16 protein-coding genes, 2 tRNA genes and 1 pseudogene are annotated in these 17,147 nt (G+C 69.0%); 15 read left to right on the top strand and 4 right to left on the bottom strand.

Features of this window, described 5'->3' with window-relative positions:
* Window positions 1–29 precede the first annotated feature (29 nt).
* The 5 genes from dnaN to LPA41_RS39020 all read left to right on the top strand — a co-directional run bounded on the left by dnaN (window position 30) and on the right by LPA41_RS39020 (window position 5,412).
* Window positions 30–1,163 (top strand): DNA polymerase III subunit beta, encoded by a 1,134-nt coding sequence (gene dnaN / locus LPA41_RS39040; RefSeq protein WP_229076540.1) that lies wholly within the window; start codon window positions 30–32, stop codon window positions 1,161–1,163.
* A 15-nt stretch (window positions 1,164–1,178) separates the two neighbouring features.
* Window positions 1,179–2,075 (top strand): phosphogluconate dehydrogenase (NAD(+)-dependent, decarboxylating), encoded by an 897-nt coding sequence (gene gnd / locus LPA41_RS39035; protein WP_308036670.1) that lies wholly within the window; start codon window positions 1,179–1,181, stop codon window positions 2,073–2,075.
* Between the two features lie 3 nt (window positions 2,076–2,078).
* A complete protein-coding gene (recF, locus tag LPA41_RS39030) occupies window positions 2,079–3,209 on the top strand; it encodes a DNA replication/repair protein RecF (RefSeq protein ID WP_229076529.1) in 1,131 nt (376 codons plus the stop codon).
* Between the two features lie 538 nt (window positions 3,210–3,747).
* A complete protein-coding gene (locus tag LPA41_RS39025; RefSeq protein WP_374238274.1) occupies window positions 3,748–4,263 on the top strand; it encodes a DUF721 domain-containing protein in 516 nt (171 codons plus the stop codon).
* Window positions 4,264–4,926: 663 nt separating this feature from the next.
* Entirely contained in the window at window positions 4,927–5,412 is a 486-nt protein-coding gene (locus LPA41_RS39020; RefSeq protein WP_229076528.1) for a hypothetical protein, read from the top strand.
* A gap of 137 nt (window positions 5,413–5,549) precedes the next feature.
* On the opposite strand, the gene LPA41_RS39015 is transcribed toward LPA41_RS39020, so the two are convergent.
* Complete coding sequence (locus tag LPA41_RS39015; protein ID WP_229076527.1) at window positions 5,550–6,116, bottom strand: hypothetical protein; 567 nt, start codon at window positions 6,114–6,116, stop codon at window positions 5,550–5,552.
* 532 nt (window positions 6,117–6,648) lie between these two features.
* Here LPA41_RS39015 and gyrB point away from each other — a divergent pair.
* The 9 genes and pseudogenes from gyrB to LPA41_RS43150 all read left to right on the top strand — a co-directional run.
* Window positions 6,649–8,601: a DNA topoisomerase (ATP-hydrolyzing) subunit B gene (gyrB, locus tag LPA41_RS39010; protein WP_229076526.1), complete on the top strand. Its 1,953-nt coding sequence runs from the start codon at window positions 6,649–6,651 to the stop codon at window positions 8,599–8,601.
* A 100-nt stretch (window positions 8,602–8,701) separates the two neighbouring features.
* Window positions 8,702–11,215, top strand: coding sequence for a DNA gyrase subunit A (gene gyrA / locus LPA41_RS39005; protein ID WP_374238273.1), 2,514 nt, complete (start codon window positions 8,702–8,704; stop codon window positions 11,213–11,215).
* Between the two features lie 3 nt (window positions 11,216–11,218).
* Window positions 11,219–12,130 carry a DUF3566 domain-containing protein gene (locus LPA41_RS39000; RefSeq protein WP_229076525.1) on the top strand — a complete coding sequence of 304 codons (912 nt, stop codon included), beginning with the start codon at window positions 11,219–11,221 and terminating at the stop codon, window positions 12,128–12,130.
* Window positions 12,131–12,207: 77 nt separating this feature from the next.
* A tRNA-Ile gene (locus LPA41_RS38995) sits at window positions 12,208–12,281 on the top strand.
* A 222-nt stretch (window positions 12,282–12,503) separates the two neighbouring features.
* The gene (locus LPA41_RS38990) at window positions 12,504–12,632 is read left to right on the top strand and encodes a DLW-39 family protein (protein WP_229076524.1); all 129 of its coding nucleotides are present in this window, start codon (window positions 12,504–12,506) and stop codon (window positions 12,630–12,632) included.
* A gap of 10 nt (window positions 12,633–12,642) precedes the next feature.
* A tRNA-Ala gene (locus LPA41_RS38985) sits at window positions 12,643–12,715 on the top strand.
* 175 nt (window positions 12,716–12,890) lie between these two features.
* Window positions 12,891–13,259, top strand: coding sequence for a hypothetical protein (locus tag LPA41_RS38980; RefSeq protein WP_229076523.1), 369 nt, complete (start codon window positions 12,891–12,893; stop codon window positions 13,257–13,259).
* A gap of 246 nt (window positions 13,260–13,505) precedes the next feature.
* On the top strand, window positions 13,506–14,108 hold the full coding sequence (locus tag LPA41_RS38975; protein ID WP_229076522.1) for a DUF6461 domain-containing protein: 603 nt from the start codon (window positions 13,506–13,508) through the stop codon (window positions 14,106–14,108).
* A 147-nt stretch (window positions 14,109–14,255) separates the two neighbouring features.
* A pseudogene (locus LPA41_RS43150) lies at window positions 14,256–14,483 on the top strand (NUDIX hydrolase); the annotation flags it as partial.
* 119 nt (window positions 14,484–14,602) lie between these two features.
* Here LPA41_RS43150 and LPA41_RS43145 read toward each other — a convergent pair.
* Entirely contained in the window at window positions 14,603–15,217 is a 615-nt protein-coding gene (locus LPA41_RS43145) for a hypothetical protein (RefSeq protein ID WP_229076542.1), read from the bottom strand.
* A gap of 138 nt (window positions 15,218–15,355) precedes the next feature.
* Here LPA41_RS43145 and LPA41_RS38960 point away from each other — a divergent pair, with 138 nt between their 5' ends.
* Window positions 15,356–15,910 (top strand): YbaK/EbsC family protein, encoded by a 555-nt coding sequence (locus LPA41_RS38960; RefSeq protein WP_229076521.1) that lies wholly within the window; start codon window positions 15,356–15,358, stop codon window positions 15,908–15,910.
* Between the two features lie 159 nt (window positions 15,911–16,069).
* Here LPA41_RS38960 and LPA41_RS38955 read toward each other — a convergent pair whose 3' ends face one another.
* Window positions 16,070–16,702 (bottom strand): DsbA family protein, encoded by a 633-nt coding sequence (locus LPA41_RS38955; protein WP_229076520.1) that lies wholly within the window; start codon window positions 16,700–16,702, stop codon window positions 16,070–16,072.
* Window positions 16,703–17,146, bottom strand: a complete 444-nt coding sequence (locus LPA41_RS38950; protein ID WP_229076519.1) for a SufE family protein — start codon at window positions 17,144–17,146, stop codon at window positions 16,703–16,705.
* Window position 17,147: the final 1 nt, after the last annotated feature.

The raw sequence follows: 17,147 nt of genomic DNA, 5'->3' as shown, positions 1-17,147 counted from the left end.
CCGTTCGAGGAAGCATCGCGGAGGACAGCATGAAGTTCCGGGTGGAGCGAGACGCACTTGCCGACGCCGTGGCCTGGACAGCCAAGAGCCTGCCGAGCCGTCCGTCGGTTCCGGTGCTCGCCGGCGTCCTGCTGCGGGTCACCGACGGGCGGCTGCAGGTCTCGGGGTTCGACTACGAGGTCTCGAGCCAGGTGAGTGTCGAGGTGCAGGCCGACGCGGACGGCGCGGCTCTGGTCTCCGGCCGCCTGCTCGCTGAGATCACCAAGGCACTGCCCGGCAAGCCGGTGGACATCGCCGCCGTCGGTGCGCACCTGGAGCTCGTCTGCGGCAGTGCCCGTTTCACCCTCCCCACGATGCCGGTGGAGGACTATCCGGCCCTTCCGGAGATGCCGTCCAGCACCGGCACCGTCGACGCCGCCACGTTCGCCTCAGCGGTTTCCCAGGTGGCCATCGCAGCCGGCCGGGACGAGACCCTGCCGATGATGACCGGTGTGCGGATCGAGCTGAACGGCTCGTCGATGGCGATGCTCGCGACGGACCGCTACCGGCTCGCCATGCGCGAGATCGAGTGGAACCCGGACGACCCCGAGATCAGCATCAACGCTCTGGTCCCGGCGAAGACCCTGAACGACACGGCCAAGGCGCTCGGTCCGCTCGGTGGCTCGGTCAACCTGGCCCTGGCGCAGGGCAGTGCCGGCGAGGGCATGATCGGTTTCGCCGGTGGCACCCGCCGCACCACGAGCCGTTTGCTGGACGGGGCCAACTACCCGCCGGTCCGCTCGCTCTTCCCGGCGGCGCACAACGCGGAGGCCCGGGTGGCCGTCTCGTCGCTGGTCGAGGTGGTCCGTCGCGTCGCGCTCGTCGCCGAGCGCACCACCCCGGTGCTGCTGAGCTTCAGCGAGGACGGTCTGGTGGTCGAGGCCGGTGGGACCGAGGAGGCGCGGGCCAGCGAGGCGATGGAGGCCACCTTCACCGGTGAGCCGCTGACGATCGGCTTCAACCCGCAATACCTGATCGACGGTTTGCAGAACCTCGGCGCACCGACCGCCCTGCTGTCGTTCGTCGACGCGTTCAAGCCCGCTGTGATCTCCCCCGCGGGCGAAAGTGGCGAAATCATCCCGGGTTACCGCTATCTGATCATGCCGATCCGGGTAACGCGCTGATACTGGGCGAGGAACATTCGCACTTCTAGGGGGAAGACCATGCAACTCGGCCTGATCGGTCTCGGCCGAATGGGTGGCAACATGCGAGAACGACTGCGTGCCGCGGGGCACGAGGTCGTCGGATTCGACCACAACGCGGACAAGCGCGACGTCGCCAGCCTGGCCGAGATGGTCGAGAAGCTGTCGGGTCCCCGTGTGGTCTGGACCATGGTGCCGGCCGGCAAGATCACTGAAGACACCATCGACGCGCTCGGAGAGCTGCTCTCCCCGGGCGACATCGTCATCGACGGCGGAAACTCGAAGTTCACCGACGACGGCCCGCGGGCGGCCCGGCTGAAGGAGAAGGGCATCCACTACCTGGATGTCGGTGTCTCCGGCGGCGTCTGGGGCATCACCAACGGGTACGCGCTGATGGTCGGCGGCGACGCCGAGCAGGTGGCGCACTGCCGGCCGATCTTCGACGCGCTCAAGCCGGCCGGTGAGTTCGGCTTCGCACACGCCGGCACGCACGGCGCCGGCCACTACGCCAAGATGATCCACAACGGCATCGAGTACGGCATGATGCAGGCGTACGGCGAGGGTTACGAGATCCTGCTGGCGTCCGAGCTTGTCGACAACGTGCCGGCGGTCATCAAGAGCTGGCGTGAGGGCAGCGTCGTCAAGTCGTGGCTGCTCGACCTGCTCGACCGGGCACTCGACGAGGACCCGACGCTGGCCAACCTCAAGGGCTACGTCGAGGACACCGGTGAGGGTCGCTGGACCGTGGACGAGGCGGTCCGGCTCGCCGTGCCCGCGCACGTCCTGGCCGCGTCGATCTTCACGCGCTTCGAGTCGCGTCAGGACGACTCTCCCGCGATGAAGGCCGTCGCCGCGCTGCGCCAGCAGTTCGGCGGCCACGCCGTCAAGCGCTGATCCATGCACGTACGCCGGGTCGAGCTCACCGACTTCCGCTCGTACGAGCGGGTGGCCGTTGATCTCGACCCCGGCGTGTCCGTGCTGGTCGGGCAGAACGGCATGGGCAAGACGAACCTGATCGAAGCACTCGGCTACGTGGCCACCCTGGACAGTCACCGGGTGGCCACGGACGCCCCATTGGTCCGGGCCGGCGCGACCTCGGCGGTGATCCGGTGCGCGGTCGTGCACGACGGGCGCGAGCTTCTCGTCGAGCTGGAGATCGTGCCGGGCCGGGCGAACCGGGCCCGCCTGAACCGTTCGCCGGTGCGCCGCCCCCGCGAGGTGCTCGGTGCGCTGCGCATGGTGCTGTTCGCCCCGGAGGACCTGGAACTCGTCCGCGGCGACCCGTCCGAGCGGCGGCGTTACCTCGACGACCTGCTCGTCGCCCGCCAGCCGCGGTTCGCCGGGGTGCGCGCCGACTACGACCGGGTGGTGAAGCAGCGCAACGCTCTGCTGCGTACCGCCTATCTGACCCGCAAGGTCGGCGGGTCGCGCGGTCAGGACCTGTCCACGCTTGCGGTCTGGGACCAGCACCTGGCGCATCACGGTGCCGAACTGCTGGCCGGCCGGCTCGAACTGGCAGCCGCGCTGGGGCCGCACCTGACGAAGGCGTACGACGCCGTGGCAGCCGGCCGCGCATCGGCCTCGATCACCTATGCCGCGCGGCTCGGCGACGCCCTGACCGCGGACCGCGAGGCCCTGCGGGAGGCTCTGCTCGCCTCGCTGGAGGAGCGTCGGACCGCCGAGATCGAACGGGGCACCACCCTGGTCGGCCCGCACCGCGACGACCTCTCGCTGAGCCTGGGCGAGCTGCCGGCGAAGGGCTACGCGAGCCACGGCGAGTCCTGGTCGTTCGCGCTGGCGCTGCGACTGGCCGCCTACGACCTGCTGCGATCGGACGGCATCGAGCCGGTCCTGATCCTGGACGACGTCTTCGCCGAACTCGACGCGGGCCGCCGCGAACGCCTGGCCGGCCTCGTCTCGGACGCGTCCCAACTGCTGGTGACCTGCGCGGTCCCCGAGGACGTCCCGGCATCCCTGCACGGTGCCCGGTACGACGTGACCTCAGGGACGGTGACCCGTGCCGACTGATCACGATCGGTCATCCTGGGCCGAGCAGGGCTGGCCCGAGGAGGAATGGACCGTCGACGAGCCGGACGTGCCCTACGAGCCCCCTCAGCTCTTCGGTGAGGCGCTCGGGGATCTCTGGGGTGCCCCGGGGCAGGGTGCGCGTGATCCGGGCCGGACAGCGCCCGCTGAGAGTGATGGGCGACGTCCGGCCGATCGCTGGGCGGCCACCCCGGAGTGGCGGGCCGGTGGACGATCCGGACAGGACCGCACGAGTACGGGCAATACACAGCCTGTGGACAACTCCGCGGCCGAGGGCCGTCGCGGTGGTCGCAACGTGCCTGGGGGCAAGCCTGTGGACAGTCGCGGAAGGGCCTCTGACCAGGCCCTTCGTGGCGGGTCCGGTCCGTTCGGTGCGGCTTCGGGTGGTCCTGCCCGGGCCGGTGCCGCCGCGCGCGCGGATGCGCCAAAGCCGCCCGGTGTGGGTGCCGCGGTGCCGCCCGGTGTGGGTGCCGCGGCGTCGGACGGTGCGGACGCTGCCGTGCCGGACGGAGGTGCCGCCGTGGCTGACGCTGATGCTTTGGCGGGGCCGGAGCTGGCGCGGGCGGTGCTCGACGCGGCCCTGGCCCATCGCCGCGAATCCGCCCGGCAGCCGCGGAAACGGGCCAAGGGCGGGAGTGGTGAGCGGCGACTGCGCGGCTACTCCGGTCCGGGGCCTGATCCGCGCGACCCGCAGCTCTTCGGTGACATGCTGCAACGGCTGATGAAGGCCCGCGGCTGGGAGAAACCCAAGGCCGAAGCCACCGTCTTCGGTTCCTGGGAGAAGGTGGTGGGCCCAGACATCGCCGCGCACAGCCGCCCGGTGAAACTCGAGGCCGGCGTCCTGACCGTCGAGGCCGAGTCGACGGCCTGGGCCACCCAGCTGCGCATGCTCGCCGCCACGCTGTTGCGGCAGATCGCCGGCGAAGTGGGCCACAACGTGGTCACCAAACTCAACATCCACGGCCCGGCGGCGCCGTCCTGGAGCCGGGGCCCGCGCCGGGTGCAGGGCCGGGGCCCGCGCGACACCTACGGCTGAAGCCTCCGACCCGCCTCGGCCGAGCACCGCGCTCGGCCCGCCCCGGCCGAGCACCGCGCCCGGCCCCGCCCTCCTCGGCTGAGCACCATGGCGGACCCGGCCCCCGGCTGAGCCCCGTGGCGGACCCGGCTTCCGGCTGAGCCCCGTGGCTGGGCCGGCCCCGGCTGAGCACCGCGGCTGCCCGAAACCGATCGCGGGCCAGCCGATGCTGCCCCGCACACGCAGTTCCCGCGTTTGGCCCCGGTGGCGCCGACCACGCCGCCGGTGTCGAGATGTTGATCTGCTAACGCTACGAAATCGCGGTCTTAACCCCATGATCACAGCGATTTCGTAGCGCTAGCAGATCAACACCGCGGCGCAGACCCACCGCAGCCGACTGCGGCGCCTCCATCCGCCGACCGCGGCTCAACCATCCAGAGACCGCGACAGAGCCGGGGCAAGCAACAACACGCCGCGCCTGCCGCCGCGTCGGCATCTTGGGCCCGCTCCGAAGTCGACCTCTACCAGCACAAAACGGCGATAGAGCCCGTACTCGCTGCTTGACAAGACCATCGGGACACCCCTCCGGCTGAGCACCGTGGCCGCCCGGTGAACCGGGCAGGGCATCGACCGGAATCCGGTGCGGGGTGCAACCTTCTGGCGGCTCGGAGCGTCGGAACAGACATGATCGTACGACGGCTGCTTGTTCTGTTGCTCCTGGTGATCGGGCTGACACCGGTTGTCGCGAGCCCGGCCTGGGCGTGTTCCTGCAAGGCCGGGCTCGCGGATGCGGAACTCGCGTTCGACGGCGTGGTGCGATCGGTGTCGCGGGGCAAGGGTGTGGAGCACGTCCGCTTCGCCGTCGAAGCCGTGGTCAAGGGATCGGCGGGCGCCGAGGTGACGCTGACCACATCGGACACCGAGGCGGCCTGTGGATACCGCTTCCACGAGGGCGGGCGCTACCGGGTGCACGCCGTGGCCGGCACCACGTCGCTGTGCAGCGGCAACGAGCTGCTCGTCGCGTCGCCCACGCAGAGTGCCCGGGTGGAGCGCGCGGCGTCCGACCGTACGCAGGTGTTCTGGGTTGCGACGGGCGTGGTCGTCCTGATCGTGTCGGCCGCGTTGACGCCGGTGCTCCGCCAGCCGAAGACCCGCCGGCTGGGTCGATAGCCGGCGGGGACGCCACGTCGAAAGCCGGCGAAGACGGCGTCCGAAGCCGGCGTAAGGCGGCGGTTCAGAAGCCGCCGAAAGACGGCGGGTCAGAGGCTGGCAAAGGCGGCGGTTCAGAAGACGGCAAAGGCGGCGGGTCAGTAGTCGGCGAAGACGGCGAAACCGCGTTCGGCGCAGCGGCGGTAGAAGCCGGCCAGGACGGCGAGCTCGGTGCGGGCGAAACTCCAGTGCGGGGCGTTGCCGGCGTCGTCGCGCAGCGCGGTGAGGCGGTGTTCGAGCCAGCGCAGCTGCTGGTCGGCGAGGCGTCCACCGGCGATCGCGGTGCGCATGACCGCGGCCACCGAGTCGAAGGTGACCAGGTCGCCGAACTGGTCGTGGCCCTCGACGAAGCGTTCCAGGCCGCCGGCGATCCAGGCGCAGCCGTCCGGGTCGATCACCGGGTCCTCGTCCTCGGCGGCCGCGTCGGTCGCGTAGAGCACGCCTTCCAGACCCAGCAGAAGATCGACGAGCTCGGTGTACGCGGTCGCGCGTACCGTGCCGGTCTTCGCGATGTGCAGAGCCAGCGCGCCGGTGGGTGCCGCGATCTCGGGGCGGTCGGCGATCGTCCCGAAGTCGACGAACTCGGCCGGCGCCACCGGGTCGTAGTACTGATTGGTCCGCGGCCAGTGCACGGCGACGTTGTCCAGGCCCTTGTCGTGAGCCATCGGGGCCACCCCTCCTCGGACTGTGTCATGCGGCCGTCCGGTGTCACCGGCCCGCGCGGGCGAGGTTACGACACCACCCCGTGCCGCTGTCGAGCAGTGTCGCAGTGAGTGCCGGTCGGACCCGGCAGGCGCGCCCGGCCGGCGAGACAGCCGTATCAGTTGCCATTGCGGTGGGCGGTAGTTGCGTGTAGGGGAACACGTGGGTAGCGACCCAAATCGCGCTACGGGACTCTCAGGCACCCGGAAGGGGTGCCGCACCCTCGCCAACTCGCTTCGGCGGAGTAGAATCGACAGCGACCGGGAAAACTGTGCACGGCGGCGGCGGGCCTACACCATCGTCACGCTACGCGGTTTTCTCAGCCGATCACGATCCGCGGGCCGTCCGCGGCGACCGGCGCGCACGGTTCCACCGGTGGTCCGCCTCTCCCCGCGGGTGTCGTCCCCGGTGCCACACGTGCGTGGCCGGCTGCTGCCAGGCGCCCGCCAACCCCGCTGCGGGGCCGATGGGTCCGCAGCGAGAAAGTGGCCGAGGGTGTCAGAGAACAAGCAGGAGTACGGTGCTGAGTCGATCACCGTGCTCGAGGGCCTCGAGGCAGTTCGCAAGCGTCCCGGTATGTACATCGGTTCGACCGGTGAGCGCGGCCTGCACCACCTCGTCTGGGAGGTTGTGGACAACGCGGTCGACGAGGCTCTGGCCGGCTACTGCGACACCATCGACGTCGTTCTGTTCGCCGACGGCGGGGTCTCGGTCACCGACAACGGCCGTGGTTTCCCGGTCGACCTGCACCCGAAGCTGAAGAAGCCGGGCGTCGAGGTCGCGCTGACCGTCCTGCACGCGGGTGGCAAGTTCGACGGCCAGGCCTACAAGGTCTCCGGCGGTCTGCACGGTGTCGGTGTCTCCGTCGTCAACGCGCTCTCCCGCAAGATGGCTGTCGAGATCCACAAGGTCGGCTCCGTCTGGCGCCAGAAGTACGACCACTCCGTGCCGGGCCCGCTGGACAAGGGCGAGCCGACCGACAAGACCGGTTCGACCGTGCAGTTCTGGCCGGACCCGGACGTCTTCGAGACGGTCGAGTTCGACTTCCAGACGATCTACCGCCGGCTCCAGGAGATGGCGTTCCTGAACCGTGGGCTGACCATCAACTTCACCGATGAGCGGTCCGAGTCGCTGGAGGACGAGGGCGAGCCTCGTAAGGTCAGCTTCATGTACGCGGGCGGCATCGCCGACTTCGTCCGCCACCTGAACGCGACGAAGAGCCCGATCCACAAGTCGGTGATCGAGTTCGGCACCGAGGACAACGACGCCGGCATGGGCGTCGAGATCGCGATGCAGTGGAACGAGTCGTACGGCGAGTCGGTCTACACGTTCGCGAACCGCATCAACACCCACGAGGGCGGCACGCACGAAGAGGGTTTCCGTGCCGCGCTGACCAGCATCGTCAACCGGTACGGCATCGAGAAGAAGTTCCTCAAGGCGGACCAGAAGCTGTCCGGTGAGGACATTCGCGAGGGCCTCGCCGCGATCATCTCGGTGACCCTGCGGGAGCCGCAGTTCGAGGGCCAGACCAAGACGAAGCTCGGCAACACCGACATGAAGAGCTTCGTGCAGAAGGTGGCGAACGAGCAGCTCGCCGACTGGTTCGACCGGAACCCGGCGGACGCCAAGCTGATCATCACGAAGGCGGACCAGGCGGCTCGCGCCCGGATCGCCGCGCAGCAGGCCCGCAAGCTGGCCCGTCGCAAGTCGCTGCTGGAGTCCGGTTCGATGCCGGGCAAGCTGGCCGACTGCCAGTCCACCGACCCGCGCGAGACCGAGCTGTTCATCGTCGAGGGTGACTCGGCCGGTGGTTCGGCGAAGTCCGGCCGGGAGAGCCGCATCCAGGCGATCCTGCCAATCCGCGGCAAGATCCTGAACGTGGAGAAGGCCCGGATCGACCGGGTGCTGAAGAACAACGAGGTCCAGGCGCTGATCACGGCGATGGGCACCGGCATCCACGACGAGTTCGACATCTCGAAGCTGCGGTACCACAAGATCATCCTGATGGCCGACGCCGACGTCGACGGCCAGCACATCCAGACGCTGCTGCTGACGCTGCTGTTCCGCTTCATGCGGCCGCTGGTGGAGCAGGGCCACGTCTACCTGGCGTCGCCGCCGCTCTACAAGATCAAGTGGAACAAGCGTGGTGACGACGCGCAGTACGCGTACTCGGACCGCGAGCGAGACGGCCTGATCGCGCTGCGCCAGCAGAAGAAGGCGAACGCCAAGCCGGACGACATCCAGCGGTTCAAGGGTCTCGGCGAGATGAACTTCCAGGAGCTCTGGGACACCACGATGGACCCGGACACCCGGACCCTGCGTCAGGTCACACTCGACGACGCGGCCGTCGCGGACGAGTTGTTCAGCGTGCTGATGGGTGAGGACGTGGAGGCCCGCCGGTCGTTCATCCAGCGCAACGCCAAGGACGTTCGGTTCCTCGACATCTGAGCCGTATCCACAGCGTACGGGTACTTTCCACAAAGTTATCCACAGCATTTTGCCGGTTTTGGCCGCACTTGCCTGGTATCACCTTGAGTAAGGGTTAACAGTGACTGACACTCCCGAGCCCCCGGACGGCGACGAGATCCAGGACGATGCCGGCGGTGGTGTGACCCAGCGGGTCGAGCCCGTCGGCCTCGAGGTCGAGATGCAGCGTTCGTACCTCGACTACGCCATGAGCGTCATCGTCGGCCGGGCGCTCCCCGACGTCCGCGACGGCCTCAAGCCGGTGCACCGCAAGATCCTTTACGCGATGTACGACGCCGGTTTCCGGCCTGACCGCGGCTACGTCAAGTGCGCGCGCGTCGTCGGCGACGTGATGGGCAACTACCACCCGCACGGTGACTCGTCGATCTACGACGCCCTGGTCCGGATGGGGCAGCGGTGGTCCCTGAGGTACCCGCTGATCGACGGCAACGGCAACTTCGGCTCGCCCGGTAACGACCCGCCGGCAGCCATGCGGTACACCGAGTCGAAGCTCTCGCCGCTCGCCATGGAGATGCTGCGGGACATCGACGAGGACTCCGTCGACATGCAGGACAACTACGACGGGCGCACCAAGGAACCGACGATCCTGCCGGCCCGGTTCCCGAACCTGCTGGTCAACGGTTCCGAGGGCATCGCGGTCGGCATGGCCACGAAGATCCCGCCGCACAACCTGCGGGAGATCGCCTCGGCCGTCCAGTGGTGCCTGGACAACCCGGAGGTCGACGAGGCCACCACCCTCGAGGCGCTGCTCGAGCTGGTCAAGGGCCCCGACTTCCCGACGTACGGCCTGATCGTCGGCCAGCAGGCGATCCAGGACGCGTACCGCACCGGTCGCGGCACGATCCGGATGCGCGCGGTCGTCGAGGTCGAGGAGGACCCGCGCGGCCGGCCGTGCCTCGTGGTGACCGAGTTGCCGTACCAGGTGAACCCGGACAACCTGGCCGAGCGGATCGCCGAGCTGGTCAAGGAGGGCAAGCTCACCGGCATCGCGGACATCCGGGACGAGTCCTCCGGGCGTACCGGTATGCGCCTGATCCTGGTGCTCAAGCGCGACGCGGTCGCCAAGGTCGTGCTGAACAACCTTTACAAGCACACTCAGCTCCAGGAGACGTTCGGCGCCAACATGCTGGCGCTCGTCGACGGCGTGCCCCGCACGCTGAACCTGGCGCAGTTCATCCGCTACTACGTCGAGCACCAGATCGAGGTCATCCGCAGGCGTACGGCGTACCGCTTGCGCAAGGCCGAGGAGCGCGCGCACATCCTGCGTGGTCTGGCCAAGGCGCTCGACATGCTCGACGAGGTGATCGCCCTGATCCGGCGCTCGCCCACTGTGGAGGAGTCGCGTCAGGGCCTGATGCAGCTGCTCGACGTCGACGAGGTGCAGGCCACCGCGATCCTCGACATGCAGCTGCGCCGCCTGGCCGCCCTGGAGCGGCAGCGGATCGTGGACGAGCTCGTCAAGATCGAGATTGAGATCGCCGACCTCCAGGACATCCTCGCCCGGCCGGAGCGGCAGCGGTCGATCATCTCCGAGGAACTCGGCGAGATCGTGCAGAAGTTCGGCGACGACCGGCGCACCCAGATCATCCCGTTCGACGGCGAGGTCTCCATGGAGGACCTCATCGCGCGCGAGGACGTTGTGGTGACCATCACACGAACCGGTTATGCCAAGCGCACGAAGACCGACATGTACCGGTCCCAGAAGCGCGGCGGCAAGGGCGTGAGCGGCGCAACCTTGCGTCAGGACGACATCGTTTCGCACTTCTTCGTCATCTCGACCCACGACTGGATCCTGTTCTTCACGAACAAGGGTCGGGTGTACCGGGCAAAGGCGTACGAACTTCCCGAAGCGATGCGCGTGGCCAAGGGTCAGCACGTCGCGAACCTGCTGGCTTTCCAGCCGGACGAGCAGATCGCCCAGGTCATCCAGATCCCGAACTACCAGGTCGCGCCATACCTTGTGCTCGCCACTAAGAATGGTCTCGTGAAGAAGACGCGCCTGGAGGAATTTGACTCCAACCGCAGCGGTGGCATCATCGCCATCAACCTGCGGGAGGATGACGAATTGGTGGGCGCGGCGCTGGCGGCTTCCGAGGACGACCTGTTGCTGGTCTCCAAGAAGGCGCAGGCCATCCGCTTCAACGCGACCGACGAGGCACTGCGTCCGATGGGCCGCGCGACCTCCGGTGTGATCGGCATGCGCTTCAGTGACAACGACGAGCTGCTCGCGATGGAAGTGGTGCGCGAGGGCATGGATGTGTTGGTCGCCACTGACGGTGGGTATGCGAAGCGCACGCCGATCGAGGAGTATCCCGTGCAGGGCCGCGGCGGCAAGGGGGTGCTGACCGCCAAGATCACGGAGCGTCGTGGTGGACTTGTCGGTGCTCTGGTGATCAGCCCGGAGGATGAACTGTTTGCCATCACCAGCAATGGTGGTGTCATCCGGACTCCCGTGAAGCCTGTACGGCGGACGAGGGATCGGAACACAATGGGGGTCAAGCTGATGGACCTCCCTGAAGGTGTAACCATCGTGGCGCTTGCTCGCAATGCCGACGAGCCTGACGAACAGGACTAGTTGATGCCGGAGACACAGGCGAAGTCGGGGGGCCCGGGGAGCTCAGCGACTCCGGACGATGCGGCGAAAAAGGACGCAGCCGCAGCGAACGGGCGCGAGACCGCAGGGCGCGCCGCTGTCCCCGCCGATGCGCCGTCCCCGCCGAAGTTCACCCGGGCGCCGGGCATGGCCCCGCCACCGGGTGAGCCGGCAGCGGCCGCGGACGGCCAGGCCGACACCAAGCGGCCCGGCGGTCCGTCCGCGGTGAAGGGATCGGCCGCCGTGCCCGTCGTCACCAAGGGCAAGGGGGCAGCGCCCGGGACGACCACACAGGGACGTTCCAGCACCGGCGGCAGCCAGACCCCGAGCCAGGGCCAGACCGGCCCGCAGCGTCCCGCCGGAGGGCCCGCCGCGGCCCAGTCGGCGGCCGCGCCGAACACCGCCGCCAAGCAGCGCTCCGGTCCGCCGGCCGCCGCCGGATCGGCAGCGGTCGGTGCCGCCCGTGTCTCCGAGGCGGTGCGTTCCGCCCGTTCCACGGTCTCCTCGGCCGCGGCACGCGGACCCCGCCGGGCCCGGCTGAACCTCAAGCGGATCGACCCCTGGTCGGTGATGAAGTTCGCGTTCGCCGTCTCGATCGTGCTCTTCATCGTCGTCGTGGTCGCGACCTCGGTGCTCTACCTCGCCCTGGACACCATGGGCGTGTGGAGCTCGGTCAACAACAGCCTCAAGGACCTCGTCACCGCCAGCGGCGGCGCGGAGGCCAGCACCGGTGAGTCCTTCCGGATCACCGCCTGGGGCGTGATCGGCACGTCGATGCTGATCGGAGCGGTCAACGTGGTGCTCTTCACCGCCCTGGCCACTCTCGGCGCGTTCATCTACAACGTCTGTGCCGACCTCGTCGGCGGCGTCGAGCTGACTCTCGCCGAACGGGACTGACATTCGCACCGGGTTGTGAGCCACCCCCGCTTTGGAGGCTCGCAACCCGGTGCGGTAATGTTCAGTCCGCAGTTGAGGGGGCTATAGCTCAGTCGGTTAGAGCGCAGAGCTGATAACTCTGAGGTCGCTGGTTCGATTCCAGCTAGCCCCACGCAATGCGCATGCCTCTGCCCGCAGAAAACGCGGGCCGGGGCATTGCGTCATGTCTGCTCCGGGGGCCGAGCCCCCGGACGCCCCGCGTTGCGGGGGCTGCGGTGGACGGGATGCTCGCGCTTCGTTGCATGGCTGCGGCTGGGCTTTGCTTGGTTGCGGTTGGTTACTTGGTACTTGGTATGTACTTGGCTGGTCCGTCACTAGTGAGGGGAAAGTCTTCGTGCTGAAGAAGCTCCTGATCATTGCTGGTGTTGCTGGCGCGACCTTCCTGGTGGTGAAGAAGGTCAGGGAGTCCAGCGACGAGCGGGCTCTGTGGCACGAGGCGACCACCGCTCCCGATCTTCGCTGACGAAGCGAGCGGGGCCCTAGCTCAACTGGCAGAGCACCGCCTTTGCAAGGCGGGGGTTAGGGGTTCAAGTCCCCTGGGCTCCACTTTCAAGCCCATCCTGTTGCGACCATCTCACTGATGGTCGCGCGTGGCTGCCAGCGGCCGAGTTGTTTTTCAAGCCCGCGCGATGGTGATCCGTGTGGCTATGGCGCCGCAGAGAATTGCCGATGTGGGCGACCTCGGTCAGCCAGATCTCGAAACGGTGGCCTGGTTCCGGCTGTGGCGTCGGCGGCGCCCGGCCTGCCGGCGCCGCGTCCCGCTCTCGCCTGCTCGCTCATCACCGACACGGACGGCATCGTGATGGACGAGCTGTACCTGATCGATCCGTCGGGTCACCGGCGACATCTCCCGCATGATGCGGCGTTCCACATCCTGTTCCGCAGCTTTGACTTGATCAAGCAGCGGGCCGACATCCTGGAGATCAGCAAGGGCGCGCCCTTGTCGGCCGACGTCCATATCGCCAGTTCCAAAGACTCCGACGAATACTTCCTGATGACTGACGATCAGAAGCACCCGATCATGTCGTCAGCGGTCTCCAGATGTGGTTCCACTACAACAATGTCGCGGAGGTCAACCCGATTCTGCTGAGGGACCTGCCGCTGGGCCTCACCTGGCGGTGACGCGACCGGCGGACGCCGCCTGTGCGGGCCGCGTCCGCGCTTCCCCCCTCAGGACCCGTGGCTGGTGGGTGTTGAGGGCTCAGCGGGCTTGTGAGCGGGCCGGGGGCCGGGGGTGGCGCGGCTTTGATCTACTGGCTCGGTGAATCGGCGTTCCGCACTTGTTCTAGGGTTGGCCCTTCTCGGGGTGGGCAGTTGTGGATCACCGGGGGTCGCTGTGCCGGAGGTCACGTCGTCCGTCGATCCGGCCGCCGACCTGTCGTGGCCGCTGCGGGACCAGGATCTGGCGGCCGGCTTCTGCTTCACGCTGGTGCAGGGACTCACGCCGAACCAGGTGTTGGAACAGCTCGGGGGCACCGAACTGGAACGGGTCGCATGGCAGCAGCTGGTCGGGCCCGGGAACGGAGAGGTCGACGCGTCGCGGCGGTTCTTCGTCGGGCTGGCCCGGCTCGGCGACTGGACGGTCATCGTCGAGGACAACGGCGGTCTCGGCGTCACCCGCGACATCGTGCGGCCGCTGTCGGCCGGACGCAGCGTCCTCGCCTACCGCAGCGACGACACCCGGCGTGGACGGCTCCTCGTGCTCCGCGACGAGCAGGTGCTCCTCGACTTCGACTCACGCAACCCGGAACGCTGGGGCGGCGACCGGCCCGGCGAGTTCGTGCCCGCGATGCGGGACGCCGGCCTCATCGGGGGTACGGACGTGACGGAACCCACTGGACCGGCATTGGCGTTCCTCGCCGACCGCACCGGCATCCAGCTCACCCGGCAGGTGCTCGTCGAGCGGACATATCTGCTGGTCACCGTTCCGAAGCAGTAGAGGCGCATTTGTGAGTTCTTCGATGGCTGACGTCATCCACAGAGGAATGAATCACTCCTGCACACCGCGGTCGCTGCGGTTAGCCTGCGATTCGTGAGCCAACGACAACGTGCAGCTGCCGTGATCGTCCGGGATGGCCGGGTGCTGATGGTGCACGAGCGCAGCCGTCGTTCCGGCGGCGGCGAGTGGTGGACCCTGCCGGGCGGCGGGCTGCGCCCCGGTGAGACGGCCGAGGAGGCGGTGCGCCGCGAGGTCTTCGAGGAGACCGGCCTGGTGGTCGGTGACGCCCGCTACGTGCTCGAGATGCCCTACCCCTCGGGCATGACGTCGGTCTTCACGGTGACGGTCGCCGACGGGGAGCCACGTGCCGGCGAGGACGACGGATTCGGGCCGGAGCCGCTCGGTGTGGATTGGCTACCGGTCCCCGAACTGCCCATCGAGACGAACGGCGTGCCGGTGCCACCCCTGATGGTGGTCCTGCCCACCCCGTCGGATCACGCGGCCGTCGCGGGGTCCACCGTGGATTCGCCGGCGGCAGGTGCGGGCAGGACCGGCTCGACCCCGGACGCCGCCGCCGGCATGGCTGCCGCGCCAAAGCTCTCCGCGGGCCGGGAAGGTGCCGCGCCAAAGCTCTCCGCGGGCCGGGAAGGTGCCGCGCCAAAGCCCTCCGCGGGCCGGGAAGGTGCCGCGCCAAAGCCCTCCGCGGGCCGGGAGGGTGCCGCAGCGCCGGATGCAGGTGCTGTGCCGGCGGGGTCTGCGGCGACTGCGGATGCTGCCGCCAGGGTGCGCAGGCGCTCCACCACGAAATAGGCGCCGGCCGCGGCGTAGCCGGGTGCGAGCACGCAGCCGAGGATCCGCACCGGCAGGGAGTCGGCTGTGGTCAGCGCTACGGCGCTCACCGCCCAGCAGGCGAGCAGGATCGCGTTGACGCTGTCGTGCCGGCCCCAGGCGCGGGCTCCGCGCCGGGCCTGGCGCTGGATCTCCACGACGAGGGCGTGCGCCATCCCGCCGGCGAGCAGCCCGAGCAGCAGGGTCGCGAAAAATGATCGATGACCGCCAGCGGCGGCGACCAGGGCTGTCGCGCCGGTGAGCAGGGCGAGGCCACTCACGGTCCCGACGCGTGCACTCCGACGGTCCTCCACAAACCCAGAAGGTCGGCAAGATCGCGCAGAATCTGAGGAAGCCGGGCGGACCGGGGAACGGCCCCGGTGACGGGGTCCCGGCCGGCCGGGACGAGGATTACTGACATGTTGGGAAGTCTGCAGACCGAATCCGCACAGTCCCGCCTGGATCTGCTCGCCGCACCGGTCGCGAAGGCCCTGGAGGTCTGGCCGGTTGAGGCGCCGATCGACGCCGACCAGGTGCTCGTCGCGCCGATCGACCCGGGCCTGGCGGACACCGCCGCTTTCTGCGAGGCGTACGGTGTGGCGCTCGCCGAGTCCGCCAACTGCGTCATCGTTGCCGGCCGCCGGGGCGACGTCACCCGGTACGCCGCATGCATCGTGCTGGCGACCACCCGGGCCGACGTGAACGGCGTCGTGCGCAAGCACCTGGACGTGCGGAAGGCGAGTTTCGCGCCGATGGACGAGGCGGTGTCGCTGACCGGCATGGAGTACGGCGGGATCACCCCGATCGGCCTGCCCGCATCGTGGCCGATTCTGGTCGACTCCCGGGTGGTGGCCACACCGCACGTGATCATCGGCTCCGGCGTGCGGCAGAGCAAGATCGCGATCGCCGGCCCGGCCCTCGGGGCGCTGCCCGGCGCCGTGGTGATCGACGGACTGGCCCGCGAAGCAGGATAGTCACGATGCTCGATGTCGTTCCACGTGAAACAACATCGACGCGCAGCGACGCATGGGCGGCACCGGAAGTGCGGCGACGCATGGGCGGCACCGGAAGTGCGGCGACCCCATGAGCAGCGTCGAAAGCGCGGCCGCCGAGGGTGAGAACCGGCGACCTCGTCAGACGACGGCCTCTCGGCGGGCGATCTCCTCGAAGGCGGCAAGAAGCGTCGCCGGCTCCTGTGCGCCCTGCACCGCGTACTTCCCGTCGATCACGAAGGTCGGCACGCTCGTGATCCCGAGCTCGCGCGCCTCCGCCAGGTCGGTCCGGACGGCGGCACTGCCGGCCTCCGATTCCAGGTGGGCCAGGGCGTCGGCCGGGTCGAGCCCGATCGAGCCGGCGACCGCGGCGAGCGCCGGCAGTGAGCCGATGTCGACGCCGCCGGAGAAGTGCGCGACCTGGAGTGCCTCGAGCATGTCGGCCTGCCGTTCGCGCAGGGCTGCCCAGGCGATCAGCCGGTGCGCCGCGAACGTGTTGGCGGCGATCGCCCGGTCGAAGTCCAGGGTCAGGCCCTCAGTGGCCGCGATCGAGGTGACATGGGCGAACATCTGCTCGGCGCGGGCCGCCCCGCCGAACTTGGCGGCCATCACCTGCTTGATCGGCAGTGGTTCGGGGACCGGGCCGGCGTCGAGCTGGTAGGCCCGGTAGGTCACGGTGATCGAGCCGCCGAACGTCGCGACGGCCTTCTCCAGCCGCCGCTTGCCGATCCAGCACCACGGGCACACGACGTCGGACCAGACCTGGATGTCCACTCACTCCGCCTTCGCGCCGGCCACCTGTTCGGCGACCTGCCGCTTGAGCCGGCCCAGGATGGCCGTGCCGCCGCGGATCCGCAGCGGGCTGATGGCCTGCGTGAGACCCATCCGGGCATAGAGATCATCGGGTACGCCCAGGACCTCCTCGGCGTCCGCCCCGGCCAGCCCTTCGGCGAGGATGCCGGCGAACGCGCGGGTGGTGGGCGCCTCCGGCGGGCAGTCGAAGTGGGTCGTCACGGTCCGGTCGGGTTGCACCACGGCCTTGAGGAAGAACTGGGTCTGGCACTCCGGCACCTGTTCCATGCCCTCGTGGCCGGCCAGCGACCCGGGCAGCGGCGGCACGGCGTCCGCGAACTCCAGCAGCATCTCGAGAACGACCTCGCGCGGTGCGGAGGCGAACTCATCGACGATCTCGGCGAGCTTGGGTGGCATGTCAGTCACA

The sequence above is a fragment of the Actinoplanes sp. DH11 genome (assembly GCF_020873875.1).
Taxonomy (GTDB): Bacteria; Actinomycetota; Actinomycetes; order Mycobacteriales; family Micromonosporaceae; genus Actinoplanes.
The sequence above is the reverse complement of the archived record's forward strand: the minus strand, read 5'-3'. Positions and strand labels throughout refer to the sequence as shown.

Bases quoted from the DNA above. Each gene is read 5' to 3' on its own strand.
- dnaN (WP_229076540.1), top strand. From the start codon at position 30: ATGAAGTTCCGGGTGGAGCGAGACGCACTTGCCGACGCCGTGGCCTGG.
- recF (WP_229076529.1), top strand. From the start codon at position 2,079: ATGCACGTACGCCGGGTCGAGCTCACCGACTTCCGCTCGTACGAGCGG.
- LPA41_RS39020 (WP_229076528.1), top strand. From the start codon at position 4,927: ATGATCGTACGACGGCTGCTTGTTCTGTTGCTCCTGGTGATCGGGCTG.
- LPA41_RS39015 (WP_229076527.1), bottom strand. From the start codon at position 6,116: ATGGCTCACGACAAGGGCCTGGACAACGTCGCCGTGCACTGGCCGCGG.
- LPA41_RS39000 (WP_229076525.1), top strand. From the start codon at position 11,219: ATGCCGGAGACACAGGCGAAGTCGGGGGGCCCGGGGAGCTCAGCGACT.
- LPA41_RS38960 (WP_229076521.1), top strand. From the start codon at position 15,356: ATGTTGGGAAGTCTGCAGACCGAATCCGCACAGTCCCGCCTGGATCTG.